We start from the raw sequence: 21276 nt of genomic DNA on the forward strand, positions 1-21276 counted from the left end.
GCAGATCAACGCCGCAGGTAATCACCGAAATCGATATCACCGGCACTGAGGATGGCCTGCACCCGGTTGTGCACGTTGAGCTTGCGCAGGATCGCCGAAACGTGGGCCTTGACCGTGGTCTCGGCGATATCCAGGGTGTAGGCGATCTGCTTGTTCGACTCGCCCTTGGTCATGCGCTCGAGCACCAGCAGCTGCTTGCGGGTCAGGGCCTGGAGCATCTCCGGGGGGAAGCTCGGGGCATCGTTCAGGCGCCGGCTGGTGCTGCTTTTCTGGGCTCGGATGATGTCGGGCGGCAGGTAGACATTGCCGTTGAGGATCTGCTCGATCGCTTCGATCATTTGTGAACGTGGCGAGGACTTGGTGATGAAGCCCACCGCGCCATAAGTGATGGCCTGCAGCACGATCTGCTTTTCCTGCTCGGCCGAGACGATCACCACCGGCGTCGTCGGTGCCTCGTTGCGCAGGGTGATCAGGCCATTGAGGCCATGCATGCCGGGCATGTTCAGGTCGAGCAGGATCAGGTCGAGGTCGTCATGTTCGTGGGTCAGCGCCAGGGCGCTGTCCAGGTCGGCAGTTTCCATGACTTCGCTGCCCTGGAAGCCATCGCTGATAACGTTGTGGATGGCTTCGCGAAACAGGGGGTGATCGTCGGCAATCAGAATTTTGTACATGGCCTTTTCACCTCGTTTTTATTGGATGGAGCGGGCACGCGTTTGCAGGCGATGAATTCAGGGGAAGGGTTCCGGCTGCGCTGGCTGCAGCGGCAGGTTGGCCTGTTGCCAGGCGTCCAGGCCATCGCGGTACCAATACAGATTCTTATAGCCCAGGGCTTTCGCGCGTTTTACCGCGTTCCAGCTTAACCAGCAATCGGAGCGACAGTAAAAAACTAGCGGTTGCTCCGTGCGCCCGGTGGTGGCTAGTTGCAGGTTGCGCACGAAGTAATCGTGCCACGCCGGGCTCAGCTCGCCGTCGCCGGTGTTGGCCAGCCAGCGGCTGCCGGGGATGTTGGCGTGGGGTTCATCTTCGATGAAGCGGCCTTGCAGCCATTGGCGGCGATAGACGTCGATCAGCACCGGCTTGGGGGTGTGCCCCAGCAGGGCTTGCAGCATGGCGGTGTCGATGACCTGGCCGCCCTCGACCTGCTGTGGGGTCGGGCTGCGGTAGAGGGTGGTGCGGTAGCCGTCGGCAGAGAATAGCGGCGTGGTATCGGCCTGGGCAGCGCCTAGCGTCAGGCTCAGGGAGAGCGCCGCCAGCAATGGGCGTGGCAGCCGGGGCAGGGCACGTGGCATGGGGGTTGTCCTTTTTGTTATAGGCCCATTACATGCCAGTGGCGGTGCATTGTGAATGCGACGATCAGACAGCAAAGGCAGTACCAAAGTAGTAGAAAGCCGGGCGCGCAAACCTGTGGGAGATTGCCCAACCCTTTGGGCTACGCTGTCGCACAGGGAACAATGTTCGAGAGCGTGTCACCTTCCCTTGTGGGAGCGGGCGTGCCCGCGAACACCGGCGAAGCCGGTGCCATACACCGCGTCGCCTGTTTCGCGGGCGCGCCCGCTCCCACAGGGTTCGCGCTAAGCGATGGATCGCTGCCGCTCAGCGTGGCTTGCGCAGCGCCGCATGCTGGGGGTTGAAGGTAAGGATCGCCAGCAGGGTGAACAGCACGGTCAGCCCCAGGCATACCGCCAGCGCCAGCGGGTTGAAGCGCTCATACAAGGCAAAGCGCACCAACTCCACGGCATGGGTGAACGGGTTCACTGCACACAGCCAGTACAGCCACTGGCTGGCCTCGCGCATCTTCCACAACGGGTACAGCGCCGAGGACAGGAAGAACAGCGGGAATATCACGAAGTTCATCACCCCGGCAAAGTTCTCCAGCTGGCGAATCGCATTCGATAGCAACAGGCCCAGGGCGCTGAGCATCAGCGCCACCAGCAACAACGCTGGCAGCGCCAGCAACAGGCCCGCAGCCGGTGGCTGCACGCCATACAACCAGGCGATGGCAAGGAAGGCGTACACCTGCAGCAGGGAGATCAACGAGGTCGCCAGCAGCTTGCTGCCGAGCAGGAAGGGCCGCGGCAACGGGCTGGTCAGCAACACGCGCATGCTGCCCATCTCCCGGTCATAGACCATCGACAGCGAGCCCTGCATGCCGTTGAACAGCAGGATCATGCAGGCAAGGCCCGGAATGATGTACACCTCGTAGGGGATATAGGTGTCGTAGGGCTCGATGATCGCAATGCCCAGGGCCGCGCGAAAGCCGGCGGCGAACACCAGCAGCCACAGCAGCGGGCGCACCAGGGCGCTGAGAAAACGGGTGCGTTGCAGGACGAAACGCAGGCATTCGCGCAGGAGAATGCCGTTGAAGCACTGCCAGTAAGCGTTCATCGGGCATTGGCTCCTGTGGGGGCGCTGGTCAGGCGGGCAAAGGCATGGTCGAGGTCACCGCCGTGCTCCAGGCTCAGGGCATCGGCCGTGCCGCTGGCCACCAGGCGCCCTTGATGCAGGATCAGCAGGTCATCGCTGGGCTGCACTTCGTCCAGCAGATGGGTGGTCCACAGCACACTGAGGCGCTGCTCGCGGCACAGCAGCCGCAGGTGCTGGTTGAGCGCCAGGCGGCTAGCCGGGTCGAGGCCGACGCTGGCCTCGTCGAGCAACAGCAAACGCGGCTCATGCAGCAGCGCGCGGGCAATCTCCACCCGGCGCCGATGGCCGATGTTCAGCGCCCGGACCGGTTCGCGCCGCCGCTCATCGAGGCCCTGGCGGGCCAACTCGGCATCGACCCGAACATTGCCCTGGCGCCGCGACAGGCCGTGCAGCGAGGCGTGGTAGCGCAGGTTCTGCTCCACGCTCAGGTCCAGGTCGAGGGTGCTTTGCTGGAACACCACGCCCAGCTGGCGCAAGGCCGGGCGCGTGGCGTTGCGCAGCGAGCAGCCGCACACGCGGATGTCGCCATGCTGCAGGTCGTACAAGCGGGTGAGCAGGGCGATCAAGGTCGACTTGCCGGCGCCATTGGGGCCCAGCAAGGCGGCGAAGCGCCCGGGCGCCAGGCTGAAGCCGACGTGCCTGAGCGCCTCGCGCTGGCCGTAGGCAAAGCTCACGTCACTGACTTCGAGGGTATTCATGGCGTCACCACCACGCCCCAGGGGTAGCGGCCGACCTTCACCGACTTGAGCACCTTGAGGTTTTTTGCATCGATCACCGAAACGTCGCCACTGACCCCGTTGGTGGCCAGCAACTGGCTCTGGTCCGGGGTGAACGCCAGTTGCCAGACCCGCCGGCCCACCAGCAGGTAGTCGAGTACCTCATAGGTCTTGGCATCGACCACCGCCACATGGTTGGCAGGGCCCAGGGCGACGAACGCGTACTTGCCATCGGCGCTGAGCTTGATGCCTACCGGCTGGACCTTGTCCGGGTGCACGCCCTTGATCTGGAAGTTCAGGGTTTTCAGCACCTGGCGGCTGGCCACGTCGAGGATGGTCACCGTGCCGCCGATTTCTGCCGAGGCCCACAGCCGCGAGCCGTCCTGGCTGAATTCGACGAAGCGCGGCCGCTGGTCCACCGGGGTGCTGTCCGCCAGGGTCTGGGTGCTGGTGTCGATCCAGTGCAGCATGTTGGTGGTTTCGCTGGTGTTGACCGCCCATTTGCCATCCGGGCTCACTGCCATGCCTTCGGGCTCGATGCCGACGTCGATTTGCCCGAGCACCTTGTCGGTCTGGGTATCGATTACCGTCACCAGCGCGTCGTCCTCGTTGGACACGTACAACCAGCGGTCGTTGGGGTGCAGGGCGAACTGCTCGGGGTCCTTGCCGGAGGGCAGTTCCTTGATGATCTTGCGGCTGGCCACATCCATCACTTGCACCCGGTCCGAATCGCTGGCGCAGATGTACAGCAGCGTGTTGTCGTGGGACAGCAGCAGGCCGCGCGGGCGCTGGCCCACTGGCAGGGTTTCGGTGACTTGCAGGGTCTGCATGTCGATCAGGCTGAGGCTGTTGTCCTTCTCGTTCGATACCCAGGCGGTGGCGGCCACGGCGTGCCCGCTGGCAAGGGCCAGGGCGCCCGACAGCAGGCTGGGGTAAAGCAGTGCCCGGTGAAAAGGGGAGCGACGCATGGCGAAATCCTTTTTTGTTGTGGTTATCGGGTCAGGGGTAGCCGCAGGTCACTTCGGGCCTGTCGTAGCCCAGGCTGTCCATTTCGTTGAACGGGTGCAGGAAGCCCTCCTGCGGCGAGGTACTGACCAGGGCCCGCGGCTGCACCAGCGGGATCGGCTGGCGCAGCTCGCCGTTCCACGGGCGGTAGCTGAGCTTGCGGCCCTTGAAGCCGTCCAGCGGCAACTGCTCGCTGAGCAGCAGTTGCTGCAGGGCGCGGGGCTCGGCCTGGCGCAGTTTGCTCACTGCGCTGGCGACGCTGCGCACGGCCATCCAGGCGGCGAAGTCGCGGTCGTTCATCCAGCGCCCGGCCTGGGCTTCGAAGCGCTTTTGCAACTGCGCCGCGCCGAAGGTTTCAACGGTCTTGTGCCAGCCGGTGGGGGTCAGGCCCTGGGTGCCGGCTACCGGCCGCGGATACCAGGTCTGGTAGGGCAGGTACTCGCCGAAGTCGCCGCGTTCGTCAGCCACCAGCACCACGTCGTACTCGGCGGTTTGGGTGAACAGCGGCATGTCGGCCTGGGCGCTGCGGCGCTGGTCGTTGTCGAATGTCCAGGCTTTCTCCGCGACCAGCTGCATGCCAAAGCGCTTCATGGCGCGGCGCAGGGCCGCCGCATAGGCCCGGTCATCGTCTGTCTGGCCGACGACCAACAGCGCCCGCTGCCATTTGCGCATTACCAGGAACTGCGCCAGGGCATCGGCCAGCATGGCGCGGCTGGGCAGGCTGTGTAGCACATTGCCCAGGCACTGGCTGCTGCGCAGGCTGTCGTCCGGGCTGCCGGCGTTGAACAGCAGGCTGTCGGGCAGGGCGGCAGATAGCGCGCGCAGGCTGGCGGCGGGGGCATTTACCACGAACAGCCGCAGGCCCTGGTCATGCTGGGCCTTGGCAGCTTGCAGCAGGGCTTCGGGGCTTTCGACCGTGGCATTGGCCAGGTGGAATTCCTGTTTGAGAAAACGCCCGCTGCTGTTGCTGTCGACAATCGCCAGTTCGGCGCCCTGCAGCCCGGCATCGGTGGGTTCGGGAATGATGTTGGACAGCAGCGGGCCGGGATCGGGGCGATAGCCGAGATAGCCGATGCGCACCTGCAACGGTTCCCCGTCCGGGGCCTGCGCGGCGGGTGCCGGGCTTGCAGAAAGCGTCGCGGCCAGGGCCAGCAGGCAGGTCATGGCAAGGTGGGCAGGCAGGCGCATAAGGCAACTCCACGGCAGATGGCGCCAGCATAGGAAGCGCGCCGGGAGGGGGGAATATGCAGAAAGTAGCGCTCGCCCGGTACCAAGGTAGTAATTCACCATATGGGCGCGGGTTTTACGATGGCCGCAGCAACCCCGAGGAGAACTGCCCATGCGCCTTGTCAACCTTTCGGCCCTGTGGCGGATCAACCTCTGGGTCACTTGTTGCTTCGCGATGTTGACGCTGGCCTGTGCCGGGGTGCTGTTGCGCCAGGCGGTGGCTGACGTGGAGCGGGAGTTGCAGTCGGCGCAAGCTGTGGTGGCATACCTCGGCGACACTGCCGAGCGCGACCCGCAGAGCCTGCAACCACGGCTGACGCAAAGCCTGCGCCATGTGCGGGTGCACTGGCTCGCGGCGGATGAACCTGCGCGGCTGCCGCAAGCAACCGGCCTGGATGCCTGGTTGGGCCGCCAACTGCTTGGGCAGCGCCACGACAGCAGCCGGCTGCTGGAGCTGGGGGATGGTCGCCGGGTAATGATCGCCGTGGATGCACGGGATGAAATCGACGAGGTGCGTGACTCCCTGCAGCAGTTGTTGGTCCTGTGCGGCCTTGCGTTGCTGCTGAGCTTGTTGACCATCCGCTGGGCGGTGCGGCGGGGCATGGGCTTGCTGGACGATCTGCTGCAGGCCTTGCGCCAGGTCTCAGGTGGGCAATTGACCGCACGCCTGCGCGAGGCCGGCCTGCCGGAGGCGCGCCAATTGGCGGAGCACTTCAACCGCATGACCGCGTCTCTGGAGCAGGCCCGCTGCGACAATACCCAACTTACCCAGGCCCTGCTGGCGGTGCAGGAGCAGGAACGCACCCAGCTGGCGCAGACCCTGCACGACGACCTCGGGCAATACCTGGCGGGTATTCGGGCCCAGCTCTGCCTGCTGCGCATGGTCGCCGACCAGCCAACCGCGGTGGCGCAGACGACACGCACCCTGGAACTCGATTGTGAACGCCTGCAGCAAGGTTTCCGCGCCCTGGTACATGACCTGTACCCGCTGGCGTTGCAGCACATGCCGCTGGCCGAAGCCTTCGGCCTGCTGGTGAGCCAATGGCAGGCCAGCCAGGGTATCGATTGCCGCCTGCGGGTAGGCGAGCATTTGCCGGCACTACCCGGGCCGAGTCGCACGCATTTGTATCGTTTGCTGCAGGAGGCGTTGACCAACGTCGCCCGTCACGCCGGTGCAAGCCAGGTGCGGGTGCGCCTGCAACGCAGCGCCAAGGGCTTGCGCCTGCTGGTTCGCGACAACGGTTGCGGTGCCAGCCAGCCCCAGCGCCCCGGGGTAGGCCTGCACTCGATGGCCGAGCGCGCCCGCAGCCTGGGCGGTGAGCTGCGCATCCTCAGCCGACCGGGTGCCGGCTGGGCGCTGGCCCTGAACATTCCCATGGAGGTGTGATGAATATCGTGTTGGTCGATGACCACGCCGTGGTCCGCCAGGGCTATGCCAGCCTGCTGCGAGCGGTGCTGCCGAAGGTACAGGTGCGTGAGGCTGCCAGTGGCGAAGAGGCGCTGGCGCGGGTTCAGGAACAGGTGCCCAACCTGGTGATCATGGACTTTGGCCTGCCAGGCATCAGCGGCCTGGAAACCACCCGGCGCCTGCGTCAGCGCCTGCCGCAGTTGCGGGTGCTGTTCTTCAGCATGCATGACGAACTGCCGCTGGTGCGCCAGGCGCTGGATGCTGGTGCCTCGGGATACCTGACCAAGAACTCGGCGCCCGAAGTGCTGATCGAGGCGGTGCAGCGGGTGTTGGCCGGGCATGCCTATATCGAACAGCCCTTGGCCACCCAGCTGGCCTGCACGTCACAGCAGAATGCCAGCGACCCGCGCCTGCAGCGCATGACCCAGCGTGAGCTGGAAATTTTCGTGATGCTGGCCAAGGGCACACCGGTGCGGGGGATTGCCGAGCAGTTGTGCATCAGTGCCAAGACCGTGTCCAACCACCTGACCTTGCTCAAGAGCAAGTTGCAGGTCAGCTCCCATGCCGAGCTGGTGCATCTGGGGATTGACCTGGGGGTGGTGCGGGTGGCGGGGTGAGGTGTTCTGCTATCTGGACGCTGCGCAGAGCCCTGTAGGAGCGGCCTTGTGTCGCGATGGGCCGCAAAGCGGCCCCCAGGGGCTTCAGCGTCAACGCAGCAATCGTCGGGGCTGCTTTGCAGCCCATCGCGACACAAGGCCGCTCCTACAGGGGGCCTGCGCAAGGCAGGATATCGGGCTCAATTGTCCCAGGTCTCGGGGCACCCCTTGCACCCCTCCATGTTGGCCTCTTGAAAATTCCCGTAATGCTGCCGCGCCCCGCGCAAGTCGGCGCGGGCCAGGTTGCTCTGGCCAAACTTGGCCTCCTGCAGGTTGGCATCGCCAAGGTCGGCCCCTTGCAGATCAGCCTTGCTCAGCCAGGCCATTTCCAGGTCCGCCGCGTGCAGATTGGCCTGCTGCATCTTCGCCGCTGACAACCTTGCGAACTGCAGGTAGGCCGCGCTGAGGTCGGCCCTGGCAAATTGCGCACCTTGGGCAAACAGGCCCCAGCCCTGAATTGCAACGAGCCGGCTTTGGCTCAGGTCGGCCAGGCGCAGGTTGCTTTGCTGCAGGCTGGCGCGGGTCAGGTTGGCGCCTTGCAGGTTGGCCTTTTCCAGGTTGGCCAGGTCCAGCCGGGCATGGCGCAGGTCCGCATCGCGCAGGTCGGCGCCGGCCAGGTTCATCTTGCGTAGGTCCTGGTTGGCCAGGTTGGCGCCCCGCAGGTCGGCCCCCGGGCACTGGCTGGCTTCGGCAATCACGCAGCCGTTGATGGTCAGGGGGGGATCGTTGCCTGCGTCGTCGGCATTCTCGGCCATGGCAGGAGACAGCACGATCAGCAAGGCAAGTGGCAGATAGGTCATGGCAAAAGGCTCTCAATGTGAAGTCGAGCAATCATCCCGGGCCGCATTGCGGCCCATCACCTGTAGGAGCAGCCTTGTGCTGCGAAGAGGCCAGCAAGGCCACAGATCTGCTTCGGCTGTAATGGCCTCTTCGCAGCACAAGGCGGCTCCTACAAGCAATAGGCTGCACCGCAGGTCACCTCAGGCAGTCAACGCTGTGCAGTCTTGTTGTCCCAGCTTGGGATCTTGAACACCCAGAACGAACCGCCCTGGGCCACCGGTTTGGTCAGTTCGGCCATGTCGCCGCCCCACAGCGGTACCGCGCCGCCGTAGCCCACGGTCACGCCGATGTACTGCTCGCCGTCCTGTTCCCAGGTGATCGGCGGCGAGACGATGCCGCTGCCGGTCTGGAACTTCCACAGCTCCTTGCCCGTCTTGGCGTCGAAGGCCTTGAAAAAGCCGTCGCCGGTGCCGGTGAACACCAGGTTGCCCTTGGTCGCCAGCACGCCGGCCCACAGCGGCAGGTGCTCCTTGTGCTCCCAAACCAGCTTGCCGGTGGTCGGGTCCATGGCGCGCAGGGTGCCGACGTGGTCGTCGTACATGCGCTTGATGCGGAAGCCCATGCCCAGGTAGGCCGAGCCCTTCTTGTAGTTCACTTCCTCGGTCCAGTACTCCTCCTTCCACTGGTTGCCGGGGATGTAGAACAGGCCGGTGTCCTGGCTGTAGGCCATGGGGTTCCAGTTCTTGCCACCCAGGAACGGTGGCGAGACTTCCACCGGCTTGCCCTTGGTTTCGCCCGGCAGCGGTTTGGCCGGGCGTTGACCGGGGTTCTCCACCGGGCGCCCGGTCTTGAGGTCGATGTGGCTGGCCCAGGTGATGTTGTCGACGAAGGGGAACGCGTTCTGCAGTTTGCCGTTGCTGCGGTCCACCACATAGAAGAAACCGTTGCGGTCGGCGTGGCCGGTGGCCTTGACCTGCTTGCCGTCCTTGTCCTTGTAGTCGAACAGCACCAGTTCGTTGTTGCCGGAGAAATCCCAGGCATCGTTGGGTGTGTGCTGGTAGAACCACTTCACCTCACCGGTGCTTGGGTCGACGCCGACCTGCCCTGAGGTATACAGGCTGTCGAAGTCTTGCGGGTTGCCATCCTTCGAGGTGCGCGCCCAGGTGTTCCAGGGGCCGGGGTTGCCGGCGCCGACAATGATGGTATTGGTCTCGGGGTCGAAGCTGGCGCTTTGCCAAGGGGCGCCGCCGCCATGGCTCCAGGCTTCGACCTTGCCGGTTTCGGTGGTGGGGTCGTCCGGCCAGGACGGCGCCTTGACGTCACCGGTCGGCGTGCTGTCCTTGCCGTTCAGGCGGCCCATGTGGCCCTCGACGAAGGGCCGCATCCACACCTCTTCACCGGTGTCCGGGTCGCGGGCGAACAGTTGGCCGACCACGCCGAATTCATCGCCGGAGCTGCCGTGGATCAGCAGTACCTTGCCGCTGGTCTTGTCCTTGATCAGCACCGGGGCACCGGTCATGGTGTAGCCGGCGGCGTGGTCGCCGAATTTCTTGTTCCACACCACTTTGCCGGTGCGCTTGTCGAGGGCGATGACCCGCGCGTCGAGGGTGCCGAAGTAGATCTTGTCGCCGTAGATCGCTGCGCCGCGGTTGACCACATCGCAGCAGGGGCGAATGTTGTCCGGCAGGCGGTGGTTGTAGGTCCACAGGCGCTTGCCGGTTTTCGCATCGAGGGCGAACACCCGCGAATAGGAGCCGGTGACGTAGACCACGCCGTCGCTGACGATGGCCTGGGATTCCTGGCCGCGTTGTTTCTCGTCGCCGAAGGAATAGGACCACGCCGGGGTCAGCTTGAACACATTCTTGTCATTGACCTGGGCCAATGGGCTCCAGCGCTGGGCGTTGGTACCCATGCCGTACTGCAGCACATCCTGGGTGGTCAGGTGGTCGTTGGCGATGTCTTCCCACGTCACGTTCTTGCTGGCAGGTGCCGCAGGGGTGGTGGCTGCCGTGGCCACGCTGCCCAGGGCCAGGCTACCGGCCAGCAGCAAGGCTCGCACGCTCAGGGCCAGAGGGGAAAGGGCGGGTAGCGTTCTTGTTGTCATGGTTGCAGTTCCCAGTGGAGGTTTTGGCCTGCACAGGGTGGGACGGGGCGGGCCTTGCGGGATACGGAAAAAGTCCCGCCCTTGCCGGGAATAGTTCCCACGGGGCACCTCATTTGGCCGTTCGCCACAAGCCCTACTACCAAGGGAGTAAGGCGCGGCCACCAAAGCAGCATTCGGCCGCCTGCGGGCTGTTTCTAAGATGGCGACACGGCCTCTGTGGTTGAGGCCTTGCGTGCAATCGTGAGGGCATAAAAATGACAACAAAACGCAACGTCTTGCTGGCTGCCGGGCTGCTTGCCAGTGCAGTGCTGACCGGCACTGCCTGGGCACATGGCAATGTGGTGCCCCAGGCCGTGGAAACCAAGGGCCTGACCCCGATCAAGGACGCTGGCGTAACCCTGGACGGCGATGGCTGGGCAGCGGTCAACCCGTACCGCAGCTCTCCCGAGCACGACAAGGCCGTGGAGATCGGTGCCTCGGCCTACAACCAGAACTGCGCCGCCTGCCATGGCCTGGAGGCCAAGTCGGGGGGCATCGCCCCGGATCTGCGCATGCTCGATGCCGGCGAGGCCGGGGATGAGTGGTTCGTCGAGCGGGTACGCCACGGTGCGGTCCGCGACGGCCGGGTGTACATGCCGAAGATGGCCGACTACCTGAGCCAGGAGGCCCTGTGGGCGGTGCGCACCTACTTGGACAGCGTGCACGTCGAGGAATGACGGCCATGCGTCTGTTGGCGGTGCTGTTCAGTGGCTTGCTGCTGTGCTGCGCGGCGGCGCAGGCGCAGGTGCGCAACTACGACGCGATCATCGCCGCCGGCGAATTGAAGGTGGCTGTGTACAAGGACTTTGCGCCCTACAGTTTCGAGGACCACGGCCAGCCGCGAGGTGTCGACGTGGAGCTGGCGCAGGCCCTGGCAACGGCGTTGGGAGTGCGCTTGCAGCTGATCTGGGCGCCACCCGGGGAAAAGCTCGACGACGATCTGCGCGACTACATCTGGCGCGGCAGCCCGTTGCGCCACCAGCAACTGGCCGACCTGATGATGCGGGTGCCATACGACCATGCCTATGCGCAGCGGCGCAACGAGGTAGGCGAGCTGGAAAACGCCCAGGTGGTCATGTTCGGCCCTTATCAGGAGGAGCGCTGGCAGGTCGCCTATGATCGCCGCCGCCTGCCCTCGGTGGCCAGTGTCGCGGTGTTCCAGCAGCACCCGATCGGGGTCGAGGTGGACAGCGTGCCGTCGTTCTACCTGACTTCTGTGTTCAACGGCATGCTCAGTGCCAGGACCCATCATTACCCCAATGTGCAGCAAGCTTTCGGCGCCATGCAGGCCGGCCAGGTGGACGCGGTGATGGCGATGCGCGGCGAAGTTGACTGGCAACTGCATCAAGCCGCCGACCCGCAGCTGGCCCTGGCGGAAAACGCCTACCCGAACCTTGGCAAGCAGGCCTGGGAGATCGGCATGGCGGTGCATGAAAGCAACCGGCAGCTGGCCTATGCGGTGGAGGAAGCGCTTGAGACGCTGATTCGTGATGGGCGGATGAAGGCGATTTATGCCAGTTATGGCCTGCGTTACCAGGTGCCGGAAATGTATCAGTAGCGCTGGTGCGACCCCTGTGGTAGCGGGCTTGTCGAGGCGTCGAACCGCCGCGAACACGGGCGAAGCCCGTGCCATCCACCGCGCCGCCTGCTTCGCGGGCATGCCCGCTCCCACAGGGATCATGCTGGCTCAACGGATAACTGTTTCATCAAGGAGTGGGCGATGAACTGGCGAGCGACTTTCCTGCTGGCCTGCTGGATGCCCTGGGCCGCACAGTCCCAGGCCAGCGAGCCGAGTAACCACAAGGACCCGGTGCCGTCGGTGATGTGGGACTTCTACCACAAGCAGCTGCTGGGCCAGGCCGCATTCGTGTTCGATGATCGGGTCAAGCTGCTGGCGCCACCCTTTGCCGAGGACGCACGCCAGGTGCCGTTGGAGATCGACGCTCGGGCGTTCAGCGGCGAAGTGGTGCGGATCATTGCCTGGGCCGAACTCAACCCGCTGCCGCGTATCGTCGACTTCCAGCCTGGCGAGCGCGTGCTGCCCTGGTTGTCGATCCGCATCCGCGTCGAACAGGCCACACCGCTGCGTGCCGCGGTGCTGACCCGCGACGGCCTGTGGCATGTCGGCTCGACCCTGATCGATGCTGCCGGCGGCGGTTGTACCGCGCCCAGCGTGGTACGCACTCAGCCCGGCTGGGAGGAACACCTCGGTGAAGTCCTGGGCGGGCGCTACCCGCGTGGCGACAGCAGCCGCCTGCGCCTGCAGGTGGCCCACCCGATGGACAACGGCCTGGTCAGCGGTATTCCCGAATTCTTCCTCAACCATGCCGAGTTGCAAGGCGCGGATGGCCAGCGCCTGGCCAGCCTGGAACTGTACCCGGCGGTCAGCGAAAACCCCAACCTGGGCTTCGACATCCAGGGCCCCGGGCCGACCCGGTTGGTGTTGCAGGACAACAGCGGCAACCAGTTCGAGGCGGCAGTGCCCTGAACGCGTTGCCCGACTCCATCCCTGACCAGAGGCGCCCGTCATGCGTTGCATTCTGCTGTTGCTACTGTGCCTGGGCCTGCCGGCCTGGGCAGACCTGGACTATCGGCTCAAGCCCCGGCAGATCGCCGAAGGCACCTGGCTGCTGGAGGGCAGCACCGACAATTTCGCCAAGGATAATGGCGGCAATATCGTCAACACCGCGTTCATCGTCACCGACAACGGGGTGGTGGTGATCGACAGCGGGCCGTCGAAACGCTACGGCGAAGCATTGCGCCAGGCCATTGCCGCCACCACCGACAAGCCGGTGGTCGAAGTGCTGCTGACCCATCATCACCCCGACCATGTGCTGGGCAACCAGGCCTTTGCCGATGTGCCCATCGGCGCCCTGGCCGGTACCGGCGAGCTGTTGCGCCAGCAGGGGGAGGCCATGGCCGAGAACATGTACCGCCTGGTTGGCGACTGGATGCGCGGTACCGAGGTGGTGCTGCCGACCCGTGTGCTGGAGCCAGGTATTCACGAGGTGGGTGGGCACCGCCTGCGGCTGCTGGCGCTGGGCGGGCACACCGGTGCCGACCTGGCGATTCTGGATGAAAGCACCGGTGTGCTGTTCGCCGGCGACCTGGTGTTCTACGAGCGCGCATTGACCACGCCCAACAGCCCGGGGCTGGAGGTGTGGCTGAAGGACCTGGACACCTTGCAAGCGCTGCCCTGGAAGCAGCTGGTGCCTGGTCATGGCCCGCTGGCCAGCGATGCCCGGCCGTTTGCCCAGATGCGTGATTACCTGGGCTGGCTGGACGGGCTGATGCGCGACGGCGCGGCGCGTGGCGATGACATGGCCGAGATGATCCGCAGCCCCATACCCGAACGGTTTGCTGCTATCAGCCTGACCCGTTACGAGCTGATTCGCAGTGTCAGCCACCTGTACCCCCGTTACGAACGCCAGCAGCTGCGGCGCCTGGACAGCAAGGGCTGACACGGTCCCTGTAGGAGCGGCCTTGTGTCGCGAAAGGGCTGCAAGGCAGCCCCGGCAATTTCAGCCATGGGCACAAATCCTGGGGCCGCTTCGCGCCCCTTTCGCGACACAAGGCCGCTCCTACAGGGGACCGCGCAAGTTCACTGCTACCAAGGAACTAGAAAACTCAGCACTGCGGGCAATTGTTGGCAAGCAGGTCGGGACCAAGAATTCCCGACACACCGGGAAGTTTTCCCGGATACAACAAAAAAACCAAAGGTAGCCGTCATGACCCGATCCACACGTCGTCCCGTGTTCGCCTTGAGCCTGGTGCTCAGCGCCATGCTGCTTGCCGGTGCAGCCCACGCCGCTGTCAGCAATGAAGAAATTCTCCAGGACCCGAAGAACCCGCAGCAGATCGTGACCAATGGCCTGGGCGTGCAGGGCCAGCGCTACAGCCCGCTGAACCTGCTCAATACCGACAACGTCAAGGACCTGCGGCCGGTCTGGGCATTTTCCTTCGGTGGTGAGAAGCAGCGCGGCCAGCAGGCCCAGCCGCTGGTCAAGGACGGGGTGATGTACCTGACCGGCTCCTACTCACGGGTGTTCGCCGTGGACGCCCGTACCGGCAAGAAACTGTGGCAATACGATGCGCGCCTGCCCGATGACATCCGCCCGTGCTGCGACGTGATCAACCGCGGCGTGGCCCTGTACGGCAACCTGGTGTTCTTCGGCACCCTCGATGCCAAGCTGGTGGCGCTGAACAAGGACACCGGCAAGGTGGTATGGAGCAAGAAGGTGGCCGACCACAAGGAAGGCTACTCCATCAGCGCCGCGCCGATGATCGTCAACGGCAAGCTGATCACCGGCGTCGCCGGCGGCGAGTTTGGCGTGGTGGGCAAGATCCAGGCCTACAACCCGGAAAACGGCGAGCTGCTGTGGATGCGACCGACCGTGGAAGGGCACATGGGCTACGTGTACAAGGACGGCAAGGCGATCGAAAACGGCATTTCCGGCGGCGAGGCGGGCAAGACCTGGCCCGGCGACCTGTGGAAGACCGGTGGTGCGGCGCCTTGGCTGGGCGGCTACTACGACCCGGAAACCAACCTGATCCTGTTCGGCACCGGCAACCCGGCGCCGTGGAACTCGCACCTGCGCCCGGGCGACAACCTGTATTCCTCTTCGCGCCTGGCCCTGAACCCCGACGATGGCACCATCAAGTGGCACTTCCAGAGCACGCCGCATGACGGCTGGGATTTCGACGGCGTCAACGAGCTGATCTCGTTCAACTACAAGGATGGCGGCAAGGAGGTCAAGGCCGCCGCTACCGCTGACCGCAACGGCTTCTTCTACGTGCTGGACCGCACCAACGGCAAGTTCATCCGCGGCTTCCCCTTCGTCGACAAGATCACCTGGGCCACCGGCCTGGACAAGGACGGCCGGCCAATCTACAACGAGGCCAGCCGGCCGGGGGCGCCGGGTAGCGAGGCCAAGGGCAGCTCGGTGTTCGTCGCCCCGGCGTTCCTCGGGGCCAAGAACTGGATGCCGATGGCCTACAACAAGGACACCGGGCTGTTCTATGTGCCGTCCAACGAGTGGGGCATGGACATCTGGAACGAAGGCATCGCCTACAAGAAGGGCGCGGCGTTCCTCGGTGCCGGCTTCACCATCAAGCCGCTCAACGAAGACTACATTGGCGTGTTGCGCGCCATCGACCCGGTCAGCGGCAAGGAAGTGTGGCGCCACAAGAACTATGCGCCGCTGTGGGGCGGGGTGCTGACCACCAAGGGCAACCTGGTGTTCACCGGCACGCCGGAAGGCTTCCTGCAGGCCTTCAACGCCAAGACCGGCGACAAGGTCTGGGAGTTCCAGACCGGTTCCGGCGTGCTCGGTTCGCCAGTGACCTGGGAAATGGACGGCGAGCAGTACGTTTCGGTGGTTTCCGGTTGGGGCGGCGCGGTGCCGCTGTGGGGCGGTGAAGTGGCCAAGCGGGTCAAGGACTTCAACCAGGGCGGCATGCTCTGGACCTTCAAGCTGCCCAAGCAACTGCAAACGGCAAGCGCCAGTCGCTAAGCCGACAACCTGCCGCTTGCTGCCAGGGACCCTGTGGCAAGCGGCCCTACTACCAAATGACGAGAGCCCCGCTGCCAACGATGCATTCGCCCGGCAGGCGGGGCTTTTTACCATCGGCTCATCGCCTGTCGCTGGACAGGCATCGACCCACAGAGGCTCAGCATGATCTACGCACAACCCGGAACCCCAGGCGCCATCGTGTCCTTCAAGCCACGCTACGGCAATTTCATCAACGGCGAATTCGTGCCGCCGCTGGGCGGCCAGTACTTCACCAACAGCTCGCCGGTCAATGGCCAGCTGATTGCCGAGTTCCCGCGCTCCGGCGCCCAGGACATCGAGCAGGCCCTGGACGCCGCGCATGCCGCTGCCGAGGCCTGGGGCAAGACCTCGGTGCAGGACCGCGCCCTGGTACTGCTGAAGATCGCCGACCGCATCGAACAGAATCTCGAAGTACTGGCCGTTACCGAGAGCTGGGACAACGGCAAGGCCGTGCGCGAAACCCTCAACGCCGACGTGCCGCTGGCGGCGGACCACTTCCGCTACTTCGCCGGCTGCATCCGTGCCCAGGAAGGCGGCGCCGCCGAAATCAACGAGGGCACCGTGGCCTACCACATCCACGAGCCATTGGGCGTGGTCGGGCAGATCATTCCATGGAACTTCCCGCTGCTGATGGCCGCCTGGAAACTCGCCCCGGCGCTGGCAGCCGGCAACTGCGTGGTGCTCAAACCGGCGGAGCAGACGCCGTTGTCGATCACCATTTTCGCCGAGCTGATCGCCGACCTGCTGCCAGCAGGCGTGCTGAACATCGTCCAGGGCTTTGGCCGCGAAGCCGGTGAGGCCCTGGCCACCAGCAAGCGCATCGCCAAGATCGCCTTCACCGGTTCCACCCCGGTGGGCTCGCACATCATGAAGTGCGCCGCCGAGAACATCATCCCGTCCACCGTCGAACTGGGCGGCAAGTCGCCGAACATCTTCTTCGAAGACATCATGCAGGCCGAGCCCGCGTTCATCGAAAAGGCAGCCGAAGGCCTGGTGCTGGCGTTCTTCAACCAGGGTGAAGTGTGCACCTGCCCGTCGCGGGCGCTGATCCAGGAATCGATCTACGAGCCGTTCATGGCCGAGGTGATGAAGAAGATCGCCAAGATCACCCGTGGCAACCCGCTGGACACCGCGACCATGGTCGGCGCCCAGGCCTCGGAGCAGCAATACGACAAGATTCTTTCCTACTTGCAGATTGCCCGGGAGGAGGGCGCGCAGCTGCTCACCGGTGGCGCTGCCGAGCGGCTCGACGGCGACCTGGCCAGCGGTTACTACATCCAGCCGACCCTGCTCAAGGGCAACAACAAGATGCGCGTGTTCCAGGAGGAGATCTTCGGCCCGGTGGTGGGCGTGACCACCTTCAAGGACGAAGCCGAAGCCCTGGCGATCGCCAACGACAGCGAGTTTGGCCTGGGCGCGGGGCTGTGGACCCGTGACATCAACCGTGCCTACCGCATGGGCCGCGGGATCAAGGCCGGGCGCGTGTGGACCAACTGCTACCACCTGTACCCGGCGCATGCCGCGTTCGGTGGCTACAAGAAGTCCGGGGTGGGCCGCGAGACGCACAAGATGATGCTTGATCACTACCAGCAGACCAAGAACCTGCTGGTGAGCTACGACATCAACCCGCTGGGCTTCTTCTAAACCGCGTCGCGGCCTTCGCGGGCTCGCCCGCTCCCACAGGTATTGCACTGGTCTTGAAACTTGTGCAGTCCCTGTGGGAGCGGGCGAGCCCGCGAAGAGGCCGGCACTGTCATGCACAAATCCACAGCAGCTCCGTGTTACCCCTACCAACGCACCCCGCAAACCTGTCCCAAAGTAGCATTCGGCCCCGTCGCCCCTCGTGCATTAATGCCTATACCGGAATCGCCCGGCACCAAGAAGAGGAATGCCCCATGTGGACTAAACCCGCCTTTACCGACCTGCGCATCGGCTTCGAAGTGACGATGTACTTCGCCAATCGTTGATGCCTGTCCGGCCATCAGCGCGATGGCCGGTTCTTCATTGAGCATGCCCGTTGTGAACCTGATCGATCGCGAACAAGCCCTGGCCTTGCGCAAGGGCTTCCGCCTGCGCTGGGAGCCGCGCCAGGCCTGCCATGTGCTGCTGTACCCGGAGGGCACCATCGAACTCAATGCCAGTGCCGGCTGGGTGCTCGAGTTGCTGGATGGCCGGCGCAGCGTGGCGGCGGTCATCGACCGCCTTGCACAGCGCTTCCCCGGGGTGCCGGGGCTGGACGAGGACATCCTGGCGTTCCTGGAGGTGGCCCGTGCCAAGTACTGGATCGAATGAGCCCTGGCCAGGCTTTGGTCTGGTTGCTTTCGCTGCGGGATGCTTTACGCTGGCGGTTACCTTCCAGAACAATAAGAACAGGCTTCCCGATGAGCCAGAGTTTCAGCCCGCTTCGCAAGTTCGTTTCGCCCGAGATCATCTTTGGTGCCGGCTGCCGGCATAATGTTGCCAATTACGCCAAGACCTTCGGTGCGCGCAAGGTGCTGGTGGTCAGCGACCCCGGTGTGATTGCCGCCGGTTGGGTGGCGGACGTGGAGGCCAGCCTGCAGGCCCAGGGCATCGACTACTGCCTGTACAGCGCCGTATCGCCCAACCCGCGTGTGGAAGAGGTGATGCTTGGCGCCGAGATCTACCGGCAGAACCACTGTGATGTGATCGTCGCGGTCGGCGGCGGCAGCCCGATGGATTGCGGCAAGGCCATCGGCATCGTGGTCGCCCACGGGCGCAGCATCCTCGAATTCGAAGGCGTGGACATGATCCGTGTGCCCAGCCCGCCGCTGATCCTGATCCCGACCACGGCCGGCACCTCGGCGGACGTGTCGCAGTTCGTGATCATTTCCAACCAGCAGGAGCGCATGAAGTTCTCCATCGTCAGCAAGGCGGTGGTGCCGGACGTGTCGCTGATCGACCCGCAGACCACCCTGAGCATGGACCCGTTCCTGTCGGCCTGTACCGGTATCGATGCGCTGGTGCATGCCATCGAAGCCTTCGTTTCCACCGGGCACGGCCCGCTGACCGACCCCCATGCGCTGGAAGCCATGCGCCTGATCAACGGCAACCTGGTGGAAATGATCGCCAACCCCACCGATATCGCCCTGCGCGAGAAGATCATGCTGGGCAGCATGCAGGCGGGGTTGGCGTTTTCCAATGCGATCCTGGGTGCGGTCCACGCCATGTCGCACAGCCTGGGCGGGTTCCTCGACCTGCCGCATGGCCTGTGCAATGCGGTGCTGGTGGAGCACGTGGTGGCGTTCAACTACAGCTCGGCACCGGAGCGTTTCAAGGTGATTGCCGAAGTGCTGGGTATCGACTGCCGCGGCCTCAACCACCGGCAGATCTGCGCGCGCCTGGTGGAACACCTGATCGCGCTCAAGCGTGCCATCGGCTTCCACGAAACCCTGGGCCTGCATGGGGTGCGCACGGCCGATATCCCGTTCCTGTCGCAACATGCGATGGACGACCCGTGCATCCTCACCAACCCGCGTGCGTCGAGCCAGCGTGATGTCGAGGTGGTCTATGGCGAGGCCCTCTGACGAGCAGCAACGGGCGCTGGCCGGGCTGCTGGGGCTGGGCGATCACTCGGCGCGCAAGAGCCATTACCCGGAGCTGGCTGCGCGCCTGGACGAACTGGAGGCCGAACGCAACCGCTACAAGTGGCTGTTCGAAAACGCCGTGCACGGGATTTTCCAGGCCAGCCTGCAAGACGGCATGCGTGCCGCCAACCCGGCGTTGGCACGCATGCTGGGTTACGACAACCCGCAAGCGTTGCTGTTTCCGCTGACGGACCTTGCCGCCAACCTGTTTGTCGGCGGGGCCGAAGAGTTGCACGCCATCACCGCGACCCTCGCTCGTGAACGCAGCCTGCACGGTTATGAAACCCGCTTGCGGCGCAAGGACGGCAGCCACCTCGATGTGTTGATGAACCTGTTGCTCAAGCCAGGTCAGGAAGGGCTGGTGGAAGGGTTTGTCGCCGACATCACCGAACGCAAGCTGGCCCAGCAGCGCCTGCAGCAACTGAATGACGAGCTCGAACAACGGGTGGCTGCCCGTACCGATGAACTGCTGGAGGCCAACCGCAACCTGCAACAGCAGATCGCCGAGCGCAAACAGATCGCCCGCGCCCTGCGCGATGCCCGCGACGCCGCGGAAACCGCCAACCGCAGCAAGGACAAGTACCTCGCTGCCGCCAGCCATGACCTGCTGCAACCGCTGAATGCCGCGCGGCTGCTGATCTCGACCTTGCGCGAAAGACCGCTGCCAGAAGCGGAAAAAGTGCTGGTGGAGCGTACCCATCAGGCGCTGGAGGGCGCTGAAGACCTGCTGACCGACCTGCTGGACATTTCCCGGCTCGACCAGGCGGCGGTCAAGCCGGACGTGGCGCTGTACCGCCTCGACGAGCTGTTCGGGCCACTGGTCTCGGAGTTCCGCACGGTGGCCGATGCGGCAGGCCTGAAGTTGCGTGCGCGCATTGCCGACTACGCCATCAGCACCGACCTGCGGCTGATGACGCGTATCCTGCGCAACTTTCTCAGCAACGCCTGCCGTTATACCGATGAGGGCAGGATTCTGCTGGGCGCCAGGCGCCGCGGCGATCACTTGCGCCTGGAGGTGTGGGATACCGGGCGGGGTATCGCGGCCGATCGGCTGCAGGCCATCTTCCTCGAGTTCAATCAACTGGACGTTGGCCGTGCCGCCGATCGCAAGGGCGTGGGCCTGGGGCTGGCGATCGTCGAGCGGATCGCCAAGATTCTCGGCTACCGCATCGAGGTGCGTTCGTGGCCGGGGCGTGGCTCGATGTTCAGCATCGACGTGCCGATCGGCGAAGCCATGCCGTTGCCTATCCACCAGGCCGCGCCGCAGCCTGGCGCCGGCAACCCGTTGCCGGGCCGCCGCCTGCTGGTACTGGACAACGAAGTGAGCATCCTCGAGAGCATGGGCGCGCTGCTCGGGCAGTGGGGCTGCGAAGTGGTTACCGCGACCGACCAGGCCGGGGCCTTGTTGGCCTTGCAAGGGCGGGCACCGGAATTGATCCTGGCGGATTTTCACCTGGACCACGGTGTTGTCGGCTGCGAGGTGGTCAGGCACTTGCGTGAACATTTCGGCGCCGCCATTCCTGCGGTGATCATCACTGCCGACCGCAGCGATCAGTGCCGACGCTCCTTGAACAAGCTCGGCGCGCCGTTGCTGAACAAGCCCGTCAAACCGGGGAAGTTGCGTGCGGTGTTGAGCCAGTTGCTGGGCTGAAGCCTCAACCCCATGGCCTTGCGCGTACCTCTGTAGGAGCAGCCTTGTGCTGCGAAGAGGCCCGTACTGATTATGCATATCTGTTGCTTGTACCGGCCTCTTCGCAGCA

General features: G+C 64.7%; 20 protein-coding genes. 12 read left to right on the plus strand and 8 right to left on the minus strand.

Annotated features, from left to right (window positions below):
- Window positions 1–5: 5 nt before the first annotated feature.
- The 6 genes from ACK56M_RS11845 to ACK56M_RS11870 all read right to left on the minus strand — a co-directional run bounded on the left by ACK56M_RS11845 (window position 6) and on the right by ACK56M_RS11870 (window position 5333).
- Window positions 6–671 carry a response regulator transcription factor gene (locus ACK56M_RS11845; protein ID WP_013972165.1) on the minus strand — a complete coding sequence of 222 codons (666 nt, stop codon included), beginning with the start codon at window positions 669–671 and terminating at the stop codon, window positions 6–8.
- 57 nt (window positions 672–728) lie between these two features.
- Entirely contained in the window at window positions 729–1289 is a 561-nt protein-coding gene (locus ACK56M_RS11850; protein WP_411959480.1) for a PQQ-dependent catabolism-associated CXXCW motif protein, read from the minus strand.
- 304 nt (window positions 1290–1593) lie between these two features.
- Window positions 1594–2385 carry an ABC transporter permease gene (locus ACK56M_RS11855; RefSeq protein ID WP_013972167.1) on the minus strand — a complete coding sequence of 264 codons (792 nt, stop codon included), beginning with the start codon at window positions 2383–2385 and terminating at the stop codon, window positions 1594–1596.
- Window positions 2382–3122 carry an ABC transporter ATP-binding protein gene (locus tag ACK56M_RS11860; protein WP_015270045.1) on the minus strand — a complete coding sequence of 247 codons (741 nt, stop codon included), beginning with the start codon at window positions 3120–3122 and terminating at the stop codon, window positions 2382–2384. The genes ACK56M_RS11855 and ACK56M_RS11860 overlap by 4 nt, the downstream gene beginning before the upstream one ends.
- A complete protein-coding gene (locus tag ACK56M_RS11865; RefSeq protein ID WP_217190492.1) occupies window positions 3119–4108 on the minus strand; it encodes a YVTN family beta-propeller repeat protein in 990 nt (329 codons plus the stop codon). The genes ACK56M_RS11860 and ACK56M_RS11865 overlap by 4 nt, the downstream gene beginning before the upstream one ends.
- Before the next feature lie 31 nt (window positions 4109–4139).
- A complete protein-coding gene (locus tag ACK56M_RS11870) occupies window positions 4140–5333 on the minus strand; it encodes an ABC transporter substrate-binding protein (RefSeq protein ID WP_411959481.1) in 1194 nt (397 codons plus the stop codon).
- Between the two features lie 151 nt (window positions 5334–5484).
- On the opposite strand from ACK56M_RS11870, the gene ACK56M_RS11875 reads away from it, so the two are divergent.
- Together ACK56M_RS11875 and ACK56M_RS11880 are read left to right on the plus strand one after the other, a co-directional pair.
- Window positions 5485–6759 (plus strand): histidine kinase, encoded by a 1275-nt coding sequence (locus ACK56M_RS11875; RefSeq protein ID WP_100413427.1) that lies wholly within the window; start codon window positions 5485–5487, stop codon window positions 6757–6759.
- A complete protein-coding gene (locus tag ACK56M_RS11880) occupies window positions 6759–7397 on the plus strand; it encodes a response regulator transcription factor (protein ID WP_003257635.1) in 639 nt (212 codons plus the stop codon). Before ACK56M_RS11875 ends, ACK56M_RS11880 begins: the two co-directional genes overlap by 1 nt.
- A gap of 179 nt (window positions 7398–7576) precedes the next feature.
- Here ACK56M_RS11880 and ACK56M_RS11885 read toward each other — a convergent pair whose 3' ends face one another.
- Window positions 7577–8236 carry a pentapeptide repeat-containing protein gene (locus ACK56M_RS11885; RefSeq protein WP_137137417.1) on the minus strand — a complete coding sequence of 220 codons (660 nt, stop codon included), beginning with the start codon at window positions 8234–8236 and terminating at the stop codon, window positions 7577–7579.
- A 188-nt stretch (window positions 8237–8424) separates the two neighbouring features.
- On the minus strand, window positions 8425–10320 hold the full coding sequence (exaA, locus tag ACK56M_RS11890; protein ID WP_043935556.1) for a quinoprotein ethanol dehydrogenase: 1896 nt from the start codon (window positions 10318–10320) through the stop codon (window positions 8425–8427).
- Between the two features lie 254 nt (window positions 10321–10574).
- Between exaA and pedF the strand changes: the two genes are divergently transcribed.
- The 10 genes from pedF (at window position 10575) to ACK56M_RS11940 (ending at window position 21167) form a co-directional block, all read left to right on the plus strand.
- Window positions 10575–11036, plus strand: a complete 462-nt coding sequence (gene pedF / locus ACK56M_RS11895) for a cytochrome c-550 PedF (protein WP_013972175.1) — start codon at window positions 10575–10577, stop codon at window positions 11034–11036.
- Window positions 11037–11041: 5 nt separating this feature from the next.
- Window positions 11042–11917: a substrate-binding periplasmic protein gene (locus tag ACK56M_RS11900; protein ID WP_015270051.1), complete on the plus strand. Its 876-nt coding sequence runs from the start codon at window positions 11042–11044 to the stop codon at window positions 11915–11917.
- 162 nt (window positions 11918–12079) lie between these two features.
- Window positions 12080–12847 (plus strand): quinoprotein dehydrogenase-associated SoxYZ-like carrier, encoded by a 768-nt coding sequence (locus ACK56M_RS11905; protein WP_015270052.1) that lies wholly within the window; start codon window positions 12080–12082, stop codon window positions 12845–12847.
- 40 nt (window positions 12848–12887) lie between these two features.
- A complete protein-coding gene (locus ACK56M_RS11910; protein ID WP_137137419.1) occupies window positions 12888–13820 on the plus strand; it encodes a quinoprotein relay system zinc metallohydrolase 1 in 933 nt (310 codons plus the stop codon).
- A gap of 267 nt (window positions 13821–14087) precedes the next feature.
- The gene (gene pedH / locus ACK56M_RS11915; RefSeq protein WP_024086834.1) at window positions 14088–15872 is read left to right on the plus strand and encodes a PQQ-dependent alcohol dehydrogenase PedH; all 1785 of its coding nucleotides are present in this window, start codon (window positions 14088–14090) and stop codon (window positions 15870–15872) included.
- A gap of 162 nt (window positions 15873–16034) precedes the next feature.
- Entirely contained in the window at window positions 16035–17555 is a 1521-nt protein-coding gene (locus tag ACK56M_RS11920; RefSeq protein ID WP_137137420.1) for an aldehyde dehydrogenase family protein, read from the plus strand.
- Window positions 17556–17806: 251 nt separating this feature from the next.
- Entirely contained in the window at window positions 17807–17878 is a 72-nt protein-coding gene (gene pqqA / locus ACK56M_RS11925) for a pyrroloquinoline quinone precursor peptide PqqA (protein ID WP_003253598.1), read from the plus strand.
- Window positions 17879–17930: 52 nt separating this feature from the next.
- Entirely contained in the window at window positions 17931–18203 is a 273-nt protein-coding gene (gene pqqD, locus ACK56M_RS11930; protein WP_061302426.1) for a pyrroloquinoline quinone biosynthesis peptide chaperone PqqD, read from the plus strand.
- An 89-nt stretch (window positions 18204–18292) separates the two neighbouring features.
- On the plus strand, window positions 18293–19456 hold the full coding sequence (gene ercA / locus ACK56M_RS11935; protein WP_013972181.1) for an alcohol dehydrogenase-like regulatory protein ErcA: 1164 nt from the start codon (window positions 18293–18295) through the stop codon (window positions 19454–19456).
- On the plus strand, window positions 19440–21167 hold the full coding sequence (locus ACK56M_RS11940; protein WP_054573832.1) for a NahK/ErcS family hybrid sensor histidine kinase/response regulator: 1728 nt from the start codon (window positions 19440–19442) through the stop codon (window positions 21165–21167). The genes ercA and ACK56M_RS11940 overlap by 17 nt, the downstream gene beginning before the upstream one ends.
- The last annotated feature ends 109 nt before the right edge of the window (window positions 21168–21276 follow it).

The sequence above is a fragment of the Pseudomonas sp. s4 genome, from assembly GCF_046764235.1.
In the GTDB taxonomy this organism is placed as follows: Bacteria; Pseudomonadota; Gammaproteobacteria; order Pseudomonadales; family Pseudomonadaceae; genus Aquipseudomonas; species Aquipseudomonas asiatica.

Bases quoted from the DNA above. Each gene is read 5' to 3' on its own strand.
- ACK56M_RS11845 (WP_013972165.1), bottom strand. From the start codon at position 671: ATGTACAAAATTCTGATTGCCGACGATCACCCCCTGTTTCGCGAAGCC.
- ACK56M_RS11850 (WP_411959480.1), bottom strand. From the start codon at position 1,289: ATGCCACGTGCCCTGCCCCGGCTGCCACGCCCATTGCTGGCGGCGCTC.
- ACK56M_RS11855 (WP_013972167.1), bottom strand. From the start codon at position 2,385: ATGAACGCTTACTGGCAGTGCTTCAACGGCATTCTCCTGCGCGAATGC.
- ACK56M_RS11860 (WP_015270045.1), bottom strand. From the start codon at position 3,122: ATGAATACCCTCGAAGTCAGTGACGTGAGCTTTGCCTACGGCCAGCGC.
- ACK56M_RS11865 (WP_217190492.1), bottom strand. From the start codon at position 4,108: ATGCGTCGCTCCCCTTTTCACCGGGCACTGCTTTACCCCAGCCTGCTG.
- ACK56M_RS11870 (WP_411959481.1), bottom strand. From the start codon at position 5,333: ATGCGCCTGCCTGCCCACCTTGCCATGACCTGCCTGCTGGCCCTGGCC.
- ACK56M_RS11875 (WP_100413427.1), top strand. From the start codon at position 5,485: ATGCGCCTTGTCAACCTTTCGGCCCTGTGGCGGATCAACCTCTGGGTC.
- ACK56M_RS11880 (WP_003257635.1), top strand. From the start codon at position 6,759: ATGAATATCGTGTTGGTCGATGACCACGCCGTGGTCCGCCAGGGCTAT.
- ACK56M_RS11885 (WP_137137417.1), bottom strand. From the start codon at position 8,236: ATGACCTATCTGCCACTTGCCTTGCTGATCGTGCTGTCTCCTGCCATG.
- exaA (WP_043935556.1), bottom strand. From the start codon at position 10,320: ATGACAACAAGAACGCTACCCGCCCTTTCCCCTCTGGCCCTGAGCGTG.
- pedF (WP_013972175.1), top strand. From the start codon at position 10,575: ATGACAACAAAACGCAACGTCTTGCTGGCTGCCGGGCTGCTTGCCAGT.
- ACK56M_RS11900 (WP_015270051.1), top strand. From the start codon at position 11,042: ATGCGTCTGTTGGCGGTGCTGTTCAGTGGCTTGCTGCTGTGCTGCGCG.
- ACK56M_RS11905 (WP_015270052.1), top strand. From the start codon at position 12,080: ATGAACTGGCGAGCGACTTTCCTGCTGGCCTGCTGGATGCCCTGGGCC.
- ACK56M_RS11910 (WP_137137419.1), top strand. From the start codon at position 12,888: ATGCGTTGCATTCTGCTGTTGCTACTGTGCCTGGGCCTGCCGGCCTGG.
- pedH (WP_024086834.1), top strand. From the start codon at position 14,088: ATGACCCGATCCACACGTCGTCCCGTGTTCGCCTTGAGCCTGGTGCTC.
- ACK56M_RS11920 (WP_137137420.1), top strand. From the start codon at position 16,035: ATGATCTACGCACAACCCGGAACCCCAGGCGCCATCGTGTCCTTCAAG.
- ercA (WP_013972181.1), top strand. From the start codon at position 18,293: ATGAGCCAGAGTTTCAGCCCGCTTCGCAAGTTCGTTTCGCCCGAGATC.
- ACK56M_RS11940 (WP_054573832.1), top strand. From the start codon at position 19,440: ATGGCGAGGCCCTCTGACGAGCAGCAACGGGCGCTGGCCGGGCTGCTG.